14 protein-coding genes are annotated in these 13,551 nt (G+C 71.5%); 9 read left to right on the top strand and 5 right to left on the bottom strand.

What is annotated here, in order from left to right; all coding sequences use genetic code 11:
- The first annotated feature begins 4 nt into the window (after positions 1-4).
- From KGD87_RS30810 to KGD87_RS30800, 3 genes are read left to right on the top strand one after another with little or no spacing between them, the layout of a single operon-like run.
- The gene (locus KGD87_RS30810) at positions 5-1,141 is read left to right on the top strand and encodes a TadE/TadG family type IV pilus assembly protein (RefSeq protein ID WP_284664517.1); all 1,137 of its coding nucleotides are present in this window, start codon (positions 5-7) and stop codon (positions 1,139-1,141) included.
- Positions 1,132-2,019 (top strand): hypothetical protein, encoded by an 888-nt coding sequence (locus tag KGD87_RS30805; protein WP_284664516.1) that lies wholly within the window; start codon positions 1,132-1,134, stop codon positions 2,017-2,019. The genes KGD87_RS30810 and KGD87_RS30805 overlap by 10 nt, the downstream gene beginning before the upstream one ends.
- A complete protein-coding gene (locus KGD87_RS30800; protein ID WP_284664515.1) occupies positions 2,016-2,216 on the top strand; it encodes a hypothetical protein in 201 nt (66 codons plus the stop codon). Before KGD87_RS30805 ends, KGD87_RS30800 begins: the two co-directional genes overlap by 4 nt.
- Before the next feature lie 14 nt (positions 2,217-2,230).
- On the opposite strand, the gene KGD87_RS30795 is transcribed toward KGD87_RS30800, so the two are convergent.
- The gene (locus KGD87_RS30795; protein WP_284664514.1) at positions 2,231-2,974 is read right to left on the bottom strand and encodes a hypothetical protein; all 744 of its coding nucleotides are present in this window, start codon (positions 2,972-2,974) and stop codon (positions 2,231-2,233) included.
- Positions 2,975-3,036: 62 nt separating this feature from the next.
- On the opposite strand from KGD87_RS30795, the gene KGD87_RS30790 reads away from it, so the two are divergent.
- Entirely contained in the window at positions 3,037-3,651 is a 615-nt protein-coding gene (locus KGD87_RS30790) for a hypothetical protein (RefSeq protein ID WP_284664513.1), read from the top strand.
- A gap of 3 nt (positions 3,652-3,654) precedes the next feature.
- On the opposite strand, the gene KGD87_RS30785 is transcribed toward KGD87_RS30790, so the two are convergent.
- Entirely contained in the window at positions 3,655-4,260 is a 606-nt protein-coding gene (locus KGD87_RS30785; protein WP_284664512.1) for a hypothetical protein, read from the bottom strand.
- Between the two features lie 361 nt (positions 4,261-4,621).
- Here KGD87_RS30785 and KGD87_RS30780 point away from each other — a divergent pair, with 361 nt between their 5' ends.
- From KGD87_RS30780 to KGD87_RS30760, 5 genes are all read left to right on the top strand, one after another.
- Entirely contained in the window at positions 4,622-4,927 is a 306-nt protein-coding gene (locus tag KGD87_RS30780; RefSeq protein ID WP_284668714.1) for a hypothetical protein, read from the top strand.
- 21 nt (positions 4,928-4,948) lie between these two features.
- The gene (locus KGD87_RS30775; RefSeq protein ID WP_284664511.1) at positions 4,949-6,757 is read left to right on the top strand and encodes an acyl-CoA dehydrogenase; all 1,809 of its coding nucleotides are present in this window, start codon (positions 4,949-4,951) and stop codon (positions 6,755-6,757) included.
- A 57-nt stretch (positions 6,758-6,814) separates the two neighbouring features.
- Positions 6,815-7,624 (top strand): hypothetical protein, encoded by an 810-nt coding sequence (locus KGD87_RS30770; RefSeq protein WP_284664510.1) that lies wholly within the window; start codon positions 6,815-6,817, stop codon positions 7,622-7,624.
- A 101-nt stretch (positions 7,625-7,725) separates the two neighbouring features.
- Positions 7,726-8,421 carry a hypothetical protein gene (locus KGD87_RS30765; protein WP_284664509.1) on the top strand — a complete coding sequence of 232 codons (696 nt, stop codon included), beginning with the start codon at positions 7,726-7,728 and terminating at the stop codon, positions 8,419-8,421.
- 135 nt (positions 8,422-8,556) lie between these two features.
- Positions 8,557-9,852, top strand: coding sequence for a DUF1615 family protein (locus tag KGD87_RS30760; RefSeq protein ID WP_284664508.1), 1,296 nt, complete (start codon positions 8,557-8,559; stop codon positions 9,850-9,852).
- 57 nt (positions 9,853-9,909) lie between these two features.
- Here the strand turns inward: KGD87_RS30760 and KGD87_RS30755 are convergent, their stop codons facing one another.
- From KGD87_RS30755 to KGD87_RS30745, 3 genes are all read right to left on the bottom strand, one after another.
- Positions 9,910-11,379: a M16 family metallopeptidase gene (locus KGD87_RS30755; protein WP_284664507.1), complete on the bottom strand. Its 1,470-nt coding sequence runs from the start codon at positions 11,377-11,379 to the stop codon at positions 9,910-9,912.
- A complete protein-coding gene (locus KGD87_RS30750) occupies positions 11,376-12,782 on the bottom strand; it encodes a M16 family metallopeptidase (protein ID WP_284664506.1) in 1,407 nt (468 codons plus the stop codon). Before KGD87_RS30750 ends, KGD87_RS30755 begins: the two co-directional genes overlap by 4 nt.
- 104 nt (positions 12,783-12,886) lie before the next feature.
- The gene (locus KGD87_RS30745) at positions 12,887-13,432 is read right to left on the bottom strand and encodes a hypothetical protein (protein ID WP_284664505.1); all 546 of its coding nucleotides are present in this window, start codon (positions 13,430-13,432) and stop codon (positions 12,887-12,889) included.
- Positions 13,433-13,551 lie beyond the last annotated feature (119 nt).

Below are 13,551 nucleotides of genomic sequence, written 5' to 3'. Positions count from 1 at the left end.
CGCCGTGAAGCCACACACCGCCTCTCGCCTCACGCGTGGAAGGGCCCGGGCCCGCCGCGGCGCCGCCACCGTCGAGTTCGCCCTGCTGGCCCCCCTGCTGGTCGTCCTGGTGCTCTGGTCCAACTACTTCTGGGACCTGCAGCGCGTGCGCCTCAAGGGCGCGGAGCTGGCCCGGTACGTCGCCTTCGAGCGCACCGTGAAGCCCGACGTGGACGCCATCGCCGCGGAGGCCCAGGAGCGCTACAAGGATTTGGACGGCGCCACGAAGACGGGCGCGCTGGACCCCACCTTCGAGGGCCGTGTCACCGTGGCCGTGCGGGCCCGGAACGCGGATGCGCCGCTGACGTCGTCTTCCCTGTCGGGCCGCTCGTCGGGCGGGCTGATGGCGGCCGCCAACACGGCCATGAGCGCGCTGGGCGGGACGGTGGACGCCGTCGCCAGGCAGATGGGCCTGGACTCGCGCCAGGGAGCCGTCCAGGCGGAAGTCGAGCTCACCATCCGCAACGGCTTCATCCCGGAGACCTTCGCCCTGTACACGACGGGCTTCGGGGACGGCCGCCTCGACATGCGGATGACGGAGCGCTTCTACCTCTTCCATGACACGTGGCGCGCCTGGGCCCCCGGCGACATGCCCGGGGACGCCAGCTATCCGCGCGTCGAACAGCGCACCCATGACCGCGTGCGGCGCATTGCCTACGCGGGCGTCGCCGCCAACTCCGGCGGCGTCCTGGACTCCATTGGCAGCGTGCTCCAGGTGCTGGGCCTGGACTTCCCCTTCAGCAATGACTACCTGCGCGCGTCGGTCCGGATTCTCGGTGTGACGCAGCAGCCCACACCCCGGCTTCAACTTCCGACACAGATGCGCACCGTCCCCGGAGACGCGCTGCAAGCCGCCTACTGGCAAGACGACACCCGCTGGTGCTTCAACAGTTGTGAGCCCAACGCCGTGAAGCAGAAGCGCGGCTTCTCCCAGAACGGCGGCTACGGGGACAACTGGCCCATGCGCGCCTACAACTGCCGGGGGCCGTACTTCCAGGGCGCCAGCAAGTCCGAGCTCCCCGAGTCCGTCTACTCCGACGCGTACATCTTCAGCGTGAAGCGGGAGCAGTACCACCACTACGAAGGGAACGCGTGTCAGTGAGCGCCACGCCACCGCCCGCGAGGCGAGCGCTGACGGACCGGACGGGCGCGCTGCCGCGGCTGCTGGGGCTGGCCGCGCTGCTGCTGCTGGTGCTCACGGCCGCCACGCTGCGGGAGCCACCGCCCGAGCCGGCCCCCGTCCCCCCTCCGACGCCCGCGCGCCCACCGGAGCCGCCGCCCGCGCGTCCGCCGCCACCGGCGCGCCAGCTCCTCGACGGCCTCTTCCCGGCCTTCCCCCGCACCACGCTCATCCCCATGGGCCGGATGGAGGCCAACGGCAACCCCATGGAGATGGCCTTCTTCGAAACCCAGAGTCCTCCGAGCGAGGTGCTGGAGTTCTATGCCCGGGAGTTCCGCCGCCGGGGCCGCCGCGTCACCCACCAGCCGGATGGCACGGGCGGCGGCGTGGTGAACTACTACGACGAGCTCCGGGGCGCGCTCGTCTCCGTCACGGCCATCGGGATGGGCGGTATGCCGCCGCGCACCATGGTCTTCCCCTCGCTCGTCGACACGCCCCAGGGCCTCCACCTCCACGGGAGCGCACCGGACACGCTGCCTCGGCCCCCGGGCGCCATGACGGTGCTGCGCGTCGATGACCGGAGCGCGCGCGGCCCCGCCGCGAACAGCATGACGCTCACGGAGGTCGCGCACGGCACCCCCTCCATGCTGGCGGCCTTCTACCGCGAGGCCTTCACCGGGCGCGGCTATTCACCGGCCCCGGCGCGCACGGGCGCCAACGGCGTGGAGCTGCTGGCCTTCGAGCGGCAGGGCGAGCGGCTCTCGCTGTCGCTGTCCCCCGTCGCCAAGGACGGCCCGCCCGAATCCCTTGTCACCGTGGTCCAGGAGTGGACCACGCCTTCCACGGAGTCCCTCCCATGATTGGCTGGATGACCCGGACCCTGGCGTGGGTGCGGCGCCCGCGCACGCGAGGTCAGGCCCTGATGGAGTTCTCACTGCTGCTGATGGCCCTGCTCATCATCGGCGGTGGCATCGCCACCTTCGCGCCGGACATGTTCGCGGCCTTCACCATCTACGTGCGCGGCTTCTACCTCGTGCTCGGGTACCCGCTGGGGTGAGCGCGCCGGCCGCCTCACTGCTCCGGGAGCCGGGGAATGGCGATGGGCACGGCGCTCAGCTCGGGCTGCGCGCCGGAGCCCGCCTTGCGCGCCACCCAGGACGCGGTGTCGTCGCGGATGGACGCGACGCCCGTCACCAGGACCTTCGCCGACAGGACGACGGACACGCTCCGCTGCGTCTCCTGGCGGTAGATGCGCTGCCGGGCCTTGCCAGCGAAGGCGCCCTCGCGGAGGTCCGTGGGCTTCTCCTCCGTCAACGTGCCCCGCAGCTCGGGCTGGTCCATGTAGAGGTCCACGGGAAGGGAGATGGGTGGATGGGGCGGCACGGAGATGGCCAGCCGCTCCACGACGGGCCGCGCGCCGCCCACCACCCAGGCCGCCATCAACGTCCGCGGCGTCGTCTGGTAGTCCAGCTCGACCTGGTAGAGCGGCAGGCCATCCTCGCGCAGCGTCTGGCCCACCACCGCCACTCGCACGGGGAAGCGCCCCCGCGCGGTGCGGTACTCGTACTCCACCCAGGTGCCCACCACGGGCTGGAAGCGGGCATGGAGCAGGGGCGGCGGCACCAGCGCCCGGGCCTCCTCGACGCGGGACGGGGCCACGGTGATGGCCGCGGCCGGCGCCGAGCTCGCCGGTGGGCGCTCGGCCCCCTTCCCCTTCGTGGACGTGGCGGGCGCTGGACGCGCCTCGCCGGAGGCCGCCCCGGAAGCACCCGCGAGCATGGCTGCGGCAGACACTGCGGTCAGGAGGCGTCGCATGGCCCCATGCTAGTGCAAATCATTGGCATTTCCAGACAGGCGCCTGACCATTCGGAGCGGACATGACACGAGGGACGTGGCACCTGGGGGTACTGCTGTTCTGTCTTCTGACCGCGTCGGCCTCCGCCCAGGACGGGATGCTGGGCCTGCCGCTCGTGCTGCGTGAGGGAGGCTGGGCCCGCTACGTGGGCCAGTCGTCGGCGGGGCCCTCCTTCTTCGTGTTCAAGGTGGGCCCTTCGGACACGCACGAGGGCCAGCGCGCGCGGTGGCTCGTCCTGGAAGTCGACGTGCCCGCCACGGGGCGGGTGGCGCTCGAGTTCCTCGTGAAGGGCGCCGTCTTCACCGCCGACCAGGTGCTGCTGACGCGGGTGCGGATGCCAGGCCAGGCGCCCCAGGACGCCGCGGAGGTCTTCTCCGGAGCCGCGCGCCCCGCTGCTTGGAAGCCGCGCGTCCTCCGGAAGGCCACGGCGCGGGTCGCCGGCCGCGAGCTCCCCGTGACGGAGTACTCCTTCCCCGCGGGGCTCACCGCCACGTGGTCCTCCGCCGTCCCTGGCGTGGGGCTGGTGGAGGTGACCGGACCGGAGCCCTTCCAGCTCATCGCCTTCGGCGTGGGCGGGGACCCCTGGAAGGGCGTCGTCTCAGGCGCGACGTGGCCGGCGCCTCCCGCGACGAAGTGAGCCTCAGCGCCCCGGAGCCCGGTGCGCGAGCCCCGCCTGGAGCAACCGCCCTCGCGCCCGCTCGGCCTCTGCCGTGGGGAGACGGACCTCCAGCCGCAGGGTGCCGCCCCGCCCCGCCTGGAGCCAGGTGCGAGGCAGCTCCCCGTCCTGCTTGCGCAAGCAGAACCACTCCAGCTCTGAGAAGCGCGTCTTTCGTCCCAGGTGGTCCACGAAGCCCTCGCGGCCAACGAATAGCGCGGGCACCCACTGGAAGCCCAGCGCCCCCAGCCAGGCCGTCAATCCCAGACAGAAGGCGCCCAGCGCGGGCCGGGGCTCGGCGGACGTCAGGAGATGAAGCCCCAGCAGGCCCAGCACGCCCACCGCGACGAGCACCTGGAGATAGGTTCCCACCTCCGCGCGGGCACGCAGCACCGTGAGCGGGCGGGCCAACCCCAGTGACACCAGGGCATGGCCCGACAGGAGCGCAAGCCCGCCTGCGGCGACGGCGACGGCCAGGTCCACCTGTCCCCTCCGACCGCCCAGTTCCTGGGCCTCCTGGAGGAGCCATGGCACGCAGCAGCCAAAGCCTGTCACCGCGATGAAATGGAAGACAAAGGAGGACGTTGGCATCGGCGTCCGCCCACTGTACGCGGAGCGGCTGGCAATGGGCAGGCGGGCAGGCGGGCCCTCTTCGTCTCTTCCGCACTGCCACCCTCCGGCCAGGGAGCGAGCAACTCCCACATGGCGGGTTCAGGGAGGGGACACCACCTTCCGCGAGCGGCTGTCGCCTGAGAGGGATAGGCCGCGTGAGGAGCGTGACACCCCCATGTGGAGCCCATCTCCCCGTCGACTCCGTCCCGCGCCGTGGCGAGTGCGCGGTGGGACGCGCGCACCCGCCCGTCCCCTGGCGACCTCGCCGACGACGTCCCGGTCCTTGGACCCACACGCACCGCCGCGCCCCTACCGGGGACGGCCGCAGGGCGTGTCCTCCATGCCTTGTGGCTGGGCGCTCGCGGTGCAGGGCGGCGCCAGCATCCAGGTGCTGGGCCCTTCGTGTCTGGAGCGGCTGCGCCGACGGAAGCGGGGGCACCACCGCTGGTGGCACCGCTCCCAGGAGCCGCTGATGGAGTCCATGGAGACGGCCCTGACCATGGCGCTGCTCAGCGTGTCCGTCATGCCTTGGGTGGGTGACGACAGTCCGCCGGAGCGGGCCGCCCGGCCCGACGCGGTGCGCGACATCCGGGACGAGGCTCCGGACGACGACCTCGACTTTGAGGCAGCCTTCGCGTCCTACTAGCGCCCCTGTTAACACCGGGGCATGACGACCGCGCCCCGCCCCAATCCGCTGCTGTCGGACCGCGACGTGGACTTCCAGCTCTATGAAGTGCTGGATGCCACGGCGCTGTGTGCCCTGCCCGCGTTCGCGGAGCACTCCCGCGACACCTTCACCCTGCTGTTGGACAGCACGCGCCGCTTCGCGCGCGAGGTGCTCTACCCCACCTACCGCGCCATGGACGCCCAGCCCCCGTCCTTCCGCGACGGGCGCGTCCACGTCCACCCGCTGATGCGCGACTTGTACCCGCGCCTGGTGGAGCTGGGCCTGCTCACCGCCTCGCGCCCGCCCGACGTCGGCGGACAGCAACTGCCGCTCACCGTGCACGCGGTGTCCACCGCCTACCTCATGGCGGCCAACCTGAGCGTCTACGCCTGGCTGGGCCTGACGCTGGGCGCGGCGCACCTGCTGGAGGTGTTCGGCACGCCGGAGGTGAAGGCGGCCTTCATGGAGCCGATGTACCGCGGTGAATGGACGGGCACCATGGCCCTCACCGAGCCGCAGGCGGGCAGCAGCCTCGCGGACGTGCGGACCCTCGCGACGCCCGCGCCGGACGGCAGTTGGCGCATCCAGGGCTCGAAAATCTTCATCAGCGGCGCGGACCAGGACTTCCGTGAGAATGTGGTGCACCTGACGCTGGCGCGCATCGAAGGCGCGGAGGGCGGCACGCGGGGCATCTCCCTCTTCGCGGTGCCCTCCCGGCGGCCAGCGGGCGGCACGCTGGTGGACAACGACGTCCGCGTGGCGGGCGTCATCCACAAGATTGGCTGGAAGGGCATCCCCAGCCTCGCCCTCAACTACGGTGAATCAGGTGACTGCCACGGCTGGCTGGTGGGGCCTCCGGGACGCGGCCTGGCGTGCATGTTCCAGATGATGAACGAGGCGCGCATCATGGTGGGCATGAACGGGGTGGCCACCGCGACGGTGGCGTACCACGAGGCCGTGGCCTACGCGCGTGAGCGCCCCCAGGGCCGGCCCGCCGGCGTGCGCGACGCCACGCGGCCGCAGACGCCCATCATCGAACACGCGGATGTGCGGCGGATGTTGCTGCGGCAGAAGGCCATCGTCGAAGGGGGCCTGTCGCTGCTGCTCGCCGCGTCGTACCAGGCGGACCTCGCGGAGCATGGCCAGGACGAAGCCACCCGCCAGCGCGCGGGCCTGCTGGTGGACCTGCTGACGCCCGTGGCGAAGTCGTTCCCCGCCGAGCGGGGCTTCGAGGCCAATGCGCTCGCGGTGCAGGTCCATGGAGGCTACGGCTACTCCAGCGAGTACCTGCCCGAGGCCTGGCTGAGGGACCAGAAGCTCAACAGCATCCACGAGGGCACCACCGGCATCCAGGGCCTCGACCTGCTGGGGCGCAAGGTGATGGCCGGCGGCGGCGCGGCGCTCCAGGCCTTCACGGAGGAGGTGGGCACCACGGTGGCGCGAGCGCGCGCGGCGGGCGTGACGCCGGAGTGGGCCGAGGCGCTCGAACAGGCCCTGGCGGAGACCACCACCGTGGTGACGGAGCTGGGCGCGCGTGGCATGTCCGGCGAGGTGGAGCTGATGCTGCGCCACAGCGCGGACTTCCTGGAGCTGTTCAGCGTGCTCGCGGTGGCCTGGCGCTGGCTGGCCCAGGCCGCGGCGGCGAAAGAAGCGCTGGGGCGTGGCGACCTCGCGCCCGACTTCTACGAGGGCAAGCTGGCGGCGGCGCAGTACTGGTTCGCGGTGGAGCTGCCTCGGGTACCGCTGCTCGCCCGGCTCTGCCGGACAGGAGAGGACTCCTACGCGCGCATGCGCCCGGAGTGGTTCTGAGGCGACGCTCCGGACGATTCTCCTGCATGAATCGTTGGAGCTCGTAAGATGTGAAGGGTGACTGTTTCTTTCCACCTGTGCCAGCCCGGTGGAGGCGCGTCGTGCGGAGCCTGCTGCGGCCTCTACAACTTCCAGGACCATTCCCGCCTGGCCGTGGCCGAGCAGCTCTCCATGCAGACGGAGCGGCTGCGCCGCGTGCCCTGGGAGGCCTCGGCGTGGCACGAAGCCGCCCGGGAGTTGCTGGCGGCCCGGCGCGCCGAGCCCATGTTCTCCGCCGTGCGGGTGTGTCCGCTGCTGGGCTTCCTGGACACCGAGCGCAAACAGGTGGGCTGCCTTGCCCACCCGCTGGTGACGGGCGGCACGGACCTGCGGGACTGCGGCGTGTACCGCTCATCCGTCTGTGAGACGTTCACCTGCCCCTCGTTCGGTTGGCTGACGGACGCCCAGGCGAGGCTGGTGCAGGTGGCCTGCGCGGACTGGTACCTGTACGGGCTGGTCATCACCGACGTGGAGTTCGTCCGCGGCTGCCTGCGCTTGCTGGAGTGGGAGCTGGCCGGGCCCGCGCGTCCGGAAGTGCTGATGGAGCAGCCGGAGGCGCTCGCCGCGATACGGCGGATGTTCGCCTTGAAGGAGACGGCGCCGCGACGGGGGACGAACGCCACGGTGTTCGGCCGCTTCAACCGGGACGCCGACGGCGAGCCCGTGCCGCGCACCCTGGACTACGTGAAGCTGGGCGTGCGGACGGCGCCAGAGGACGACGTGGTGCTGTGCCTGGGCTATGCGCCGCAGGACGCCACGGAGCTGATGGGCGCGCGCGAGCTGGTGCGCTCACACGTGAAGGCCGTGGCCCGCGCGCTGCCTGCGTGACGCGGAAGGGGCTGCGCACACCGTTTGCATTGGAAGCCGCGAAACGGAGCGATTGGGAACTCGAGGGGAACAGTATGGGAAGAGGATGGGCGTGGGTGGGGATGCTGGGACTCTTCGCGATGACGACGGGTTGCCGTGAGCGGGAGCCTCGGGCGGCGGTGGTGACGCCCAGCGGCGTGGAAGCGGACACGACGGCCGGGGCCATTGAACGAGCGCCCGCGATGGAGGTGGACAGCCCGACAACGCCCGCGGCGCTCCAGCCCGCGACGGCGGTGCGGGAACAGGCGCCCCGGATGAACGCCCCGGCGCGAGCGCCCGCGGCCTTGAGCGACACGTCCGTGGCCCCGCTGGAGGGCGCACCCGTGCGCGCGCCGGCTGCGCTGGCGGAGTCCTCCGCGCCGCGGACGCAGCAGCAGGCGGCCGCGAGCCGGGTGATGATTGGCTCCGAGGCGGTCCAGGCCCGGGAGGACGAGGACTGGTACCTGGGCGCGGCGCGCGCGGCGCAGGACGCGACGGTGGAGACGGGCCAGGGCGGCTCGGGGAGTGCGCCCCTGGAGGACGTCGTCATCGCCTCCAGCTCGGTGAGCGGGCGCGTCACGCGGGTGAAGCAGAACACCCTCACCGTGAAGGACCGGGAGGGCGGCGTCTACGAGTTGGAGCTGGACCAGCGCAGCCGTGGCCTGCGGCAGGGGCGGAAGGTGCCGCTGCGTCAGCTGCGGGAAGGCACGCCGGTGCGTGCGCAGTTCGTCCTCATGGGTGGGCGCACCGTCGCGCGCGACGTGCAGATCCGTCGCTGAGGTGGGCTCGCGCCGTGGTAGGGCCTGCCAACAGGGAGGCCCTGCCCGGACACCGGGCAAGCGCAAGGGCTCATGGCTTTCGCCAGCGCCCCGCGCCTCCTGAGATATCGGGGCCCAAGCCCCGGAGGCGAGCGCATGCAGGAGCCCCTTCCACCACAATCCCCCACGTCCGGCTGGCGCCGTGCGTGGCGCGGCCTGTGGGAGACGTTCGCCGCGAAGCCCACCTGGACGCAGGCGCCCCGCCGTGGCCGCGCCTGGCTGGGGATGCTGCTCGCCCTGGGCACGATGACCGCATGCGCGACGCGCGGCGCGGGCTCGGCCCAGCCCTCCATTCCAGCAGCGCCGCGGCTCTCCGTGTCACAGGTCGCCAGGCTGATGCCGCCGCGGCTCCAGGACCGCGAGGGCTGGGCGCGGGACGTGCTGGCCGCGCTGGAGGTGGAGGCGCTCGCCCCGTCACCGCCCGCGGTGTGCTCGGTGCTGGCCGTCATCGAGCAGGAGTCCGGCTACAAGGTCGACCCGGCCGTCCCGGGGCTCCCGAAGATGGTCCGCGCGCGTCTGGACGAACACGCCAGCAAGCTGGGCCCGCTGGGCCGCAAGGTCCTGGCGTCGGTGCTGGAAGGCCGGGCGAAGGGCAGCAAGAAGACGTTCGACGAACGGCTGCGCGCGCTGCGCACCGAGCGCGACCTGGACCGGCTCTTCCGCGACATGCTCGCGTACTACGAGAACGAATACCCGAGCGCCTTCAAGGTCGTGGACCTCGCCAGTGGCGTCTTCGCGTCGGGGAACCTGAATGCGTTCAACCCCGTCACCACCGCGGGCTCCATGCAGGTGAGCGTGCGCTACGCGATGCAGAAGGCGGGCGAGGACGCGGACCCGGCCGAGGTGCGCGAGTCGATGTACACCCGCGCGGGCGGCGTGCGCTACGGCACCGCGCGGCTGTTGGGCTACGAGGCCGCATACCCCGAGCCCCTCTTCCGCTTCGCGGACTACAACGCGGGCGTCTATGCCTCACGCAACGCCGCGCTCCAGTCGCAGGTGAGCCGTCTCACCGGCCATCCCCTGGCGCCCGACGGAGACCTCCTGCTCTATGACAAGCAGGGGCAGCCGCGCGGCGAGGACAGCAAGTCGCTGCTGGCGCTGCTCGCCTTCCGTCTGCGCTTCGCCCCGGAGGAGCTCAGTGAGCGGCAGGTGCGCCGCGACGTGCGCGAGGAGAAGGCGCTGGACTTCGAATCCACCGACACGTTCCGCGCGGTGAAGCGTGTCTACCAGCGGGAGACAGGCGAAGCGCCGTCCTACGCCCAGCTTCCCCGGGTGACGCTCCACAGTCCGAAGCTGAAGCGCGAGCTGACCACCGCGTGGTTCGCGCGCTCGGTGGACCGGCGCTTCCAGAGCTGCATGACGCGCTACCGCGCGCTGACGGCGAAGGAGTGAAGGGCGCCAGGCACCGCCGGCCCGATTGCTTCCGGAACCGGCGGCGCGCGGCGGGACTCAGGGCTTCGCGGGCGCGGAGGGCGGCGAGTAGCGCTTGTCGGAGATCTTCATCTCCGTGACGGCGCCGTACTTGCGCGCCGCCTCCCGGATGTCCGCTGCCTTGCCGATGAGGACGAAGGTGAGGTCCTCGGGCGCGGGGAGCTTGCGCTGGATGATGCCGTTCACGCGCTCGCGCGTCGTGGCGGAGACGGCGCTGGCGAAGCCGTCCACGTCGCTGGCGTCCAGTCCGTAGAAGGCCAGCTCCGACAGCTTGCCCGCCACCTGCGCCCCGGTCTCCAGCGAGGGCGGGAACTGCCCCAGCACATACGACTTCGCGGAGGCGAGCATGGCGTCATCCATGCCGGCCTTCCGGTAGCCGGCGAGCGTCTCCAGCGCCAGGTCAATGGCGCGGCCGGTGGACTCCGTCTTCGTGTACGAGGCGATGATGACGGGCCCCGGACGCGTGTGGCGGATGAACACGGAGCTGGCGCCGTAGCTGAGGCCGGACTTCACGCGCAGCTCGGTGTTGAGCAGCGAGGTGAAGCGTCCGCCGAACACCGTCTCGGCGACTCGCACCGAGGCCCGGTCCGGGTCATCGCGGGAGATGCCGGTGTTGCCAATCCAGAAGTACGTCTGGGTGGCGTCCGGCTTGTCCACCAGCAGCACGCGCCGGCCCTTGGAGGCGGCGGTGGCGGACACGGTGGGCGCGGGCGCGGCGGCGCGCGCCCAGCCTCCGAGCGAGGACTCCAGCTTCTTCGCGAGCGCCTTCGCGTCGAAGTCACCCACCACGGACAGGATGAGCCGGTCCGCGCCCAGGTGGCTCTTCGCGTACGCGAGCACGTCCTCGCGGGACAGGCCGGGCAGGGACGCCTCGCTGCCGTTGACGGGCGTGCCATACGGGTGCCCGGCGAAGTGGAAGGCCTGGAAGTACGCGCCAATCAGCATGCGCGGGTCGCCATCCTTCGCGGCGGCGATTTCAGAGGCCTTGCGCGCGCGGACCTTCTCCAGCTCCTTCGCGTCGAAGCGCGGGCGCGTGAGCATGTCGGCGAGCAGCTCCACCATCAGCCCGGTGTCGCGCGACATGAACTGGCCGCTGATGACCAGTGCCTCCAGGTTGGCGGCCACCTGAATATCGCCACCCACGCCGTCCACGGCCTCGGCGAACTGGCGCGCGTCGCGGCCGCCGGCGCCCTTCTGCAACAGCTCGCCGGTGAGCGAGGCCAGGCCCTCTTTGCCGGCGGGGTCGCCCAGGGCGCCGCCGCGCACCCACGCGCTGAACGAGACGAGCGGCAGCTCCTTGCGCTCCACGAGCAGGAGCTTCGCGCCGTTCTTCAGCGTGACGGTGGTGGCCTTGGGGAGCGTCACGCCCTGCTGCGCCACAGCCGCCGCGGCGGCCTTCGGAGCAGCGGCGGCGCCCTGGGCCGCGGCGGGGACGGAGGACAGCAGCAGCGTGGTGAACGCGGCCTTCCAGGTGAGGGGGGCGCTCATCGCGAGGCCTCCTTGCGGGAGTCGGGGGTGGCGACCTGCGCGTCGGCGGGCACGAGCCAGCCCACGGTGCGGCGCTGCGAGTTGAAGATGCGCGCGGCGACCTCGCGGACATCGTCACGCGTCACGCGCTCATAGCGCTCAGGCGCGTCGAAGAGCTGGCGGTAGTCCCCGCGGAACGTCTCCGCGGCGCCCAGCGCGCGGCCTCGGCCGTTGTTGGTCTCCAGGCTGCGCCAGAACTGGGACAGGGTGATGTTGCGCGCCTTCTTGAGCTCGGCGTCGCTGACGCCGTCCTTGACGACGCGGGCCAGCTCCTCGGTGAGCAGGCCTTCCACCCTGGCGACGTCGGCGCCGGGCGGCAAGTCCGCGTAGACCCAGACGAGCGACGGGTCGAAGCCCGGGCTGAAGTGGGTGTTGACGCGGAGGGCGGCGCGCTCCTCCTCGACGAGGCGGCGGTGCAGCCGCGAGGACTCACCGTTGGCGAGGATGCCCAGGAGCAGCGTGAGCGCCTCCACGTCCGCGTCCTTGCCGGAGATGCCGTGGTAGGCCAACTGGATGAGCGGGGCCTGGGCCTGCTTCTTCACGACGATGCGGCGCTCGCCCTGCTGCTCGGGCTCCTTCGTGCGGACCGGCTCCGGCGCGGGCTGGGAGGGGATGGGCCCCAGGTACTTCTCCGCGAGCGCGAAGATTTCGGCGGGCGTCACGGCGCCGGTGAAGACGAGCGTGGCGTTGTTGGGGGCGTAGTACGTCTTGTAGTAGCGCTGGAGGTCCTCGATGCGCCACGACTCGATGTCGGACGGCCAGCCGATGACGGGGAACTGGTACGGGTGCGCGACGAAGGCGGTGGCCTGCACCTGCTCCATCAGGGCGCCCATGTTGTCGTTGTCGATGGCGGAGCGGCGCTCCGAGTACACGACGCCGCGCTCGGACTCGGTGACCTTGGGGTCGATGGCCAGGTGCTGGAGCCGGTCGGCCTCGAGGTCGAAGATGACGTCGAGCGCGGAGCGCGGGAACCAGTCCATGTAGACGGTGACGTCCTCGGAGGTGAAGGCGTTGTTCGCGCCGCCGTTGGCCTCCATGACGCGGTCGAACTCACCGGGGCCGTACTTCTTCGCGCCGTTGAACATCATGTGCTCGAAGAAGTGGGACAGGCCGGTGATGCCGGGGTACTCGTTCCGGCTGCCGACGCGGAACCAGTTGTAGAGGACGACACTGGGAATGTCGTGGTTGGGCCAGACGATGACCTTGAGCCCGTTCTTGAGGGTGCGGGACTCGATGCCGGCGCCGAGCTTGGGCGCGGCGGCTACGGCGGACTTCGCCACCGGCCTGGCCTGCGTCTGCGCACAGGCCACGGGGCCGGAGAGCAGGGCCAGACACGAGGCCCAGAGTAACGACTGACGGAACATCCGTGCTCCTGTCGGAAGAACGCCCGGGAACGGGCGGCGGGGCACGATATTCCAGGTGCCACCCTCCTGGGTTGACCAGGAGGGCGGTGGGGCTGACGGACGCCTCAGGCTCCGAGCACGCCGCGGAGCACTTCCTGGAAGTAGTTGATGCTGCCGGTGTGCGTCTGGAAGTGCCGGGCGGACTGGTGGAGGCGGTGGACGACGGCCTCGAACTCCGCCTGGCTGACGTCGCGCAGGGACATGTAGAGGCGGACGGCGCCCTGGAGGTGCGAGAAGAGCGGGTTGCGGTCGGTGCCGTCGGGGCGGCGCTGGAGGTGGCGGTAGAGCCGCTCGAACTCCTGGTCCGTCTCGGTGTTGCGCACGGCGCGGCAGTAGCCGGCGGCGGTGGCCTCGATGAGGAGGAAGAAGGCCTGGTACTCGTCCGGGGGCGCCTTGGCGAAGCTGGGGGGCTTCACGTCCCCGGTGAAGAGCTGGGAGATGGGCTTGAGCGTCACGTGGGCCAGCTGCTCGCCCGCGCGAATCTGGACGCGCTCCCCCACGGGACGCACGTGCTTGCCGTCCTCGTCCCACTCCACCGCCACGTACAGGCGCTCGGGCTGATCCACCTTCACGCCCGCCTTCTCGAGCTCCGCCACTGCGTTCGCGTCCATCTTGATTCGCTCCTCCGGCTCCCTCTCTACCCTGCTCCGGGCGGCCCGTGCACCCGGCATCGTGGGGCAGCGTCCAGGAAGCGGCGCTTGGTGCTGGACTTCCGGTTGCTGGCCGTCCC

It is taken from the genome of Myxococcus sp. SDU36, from assembly GCF_030168875.1.
Lineage (GTDB): Bacteria > Myxococcota > Myxococcia > Myxococcales > Myxococcaceae > Myxococcus > Myxococcus vastator.
The sequence above is the reverse complement of the archived record's forward strand: the minus strand, read 5'-3'. Positions and strand labels throughout refer to the sequence as shown.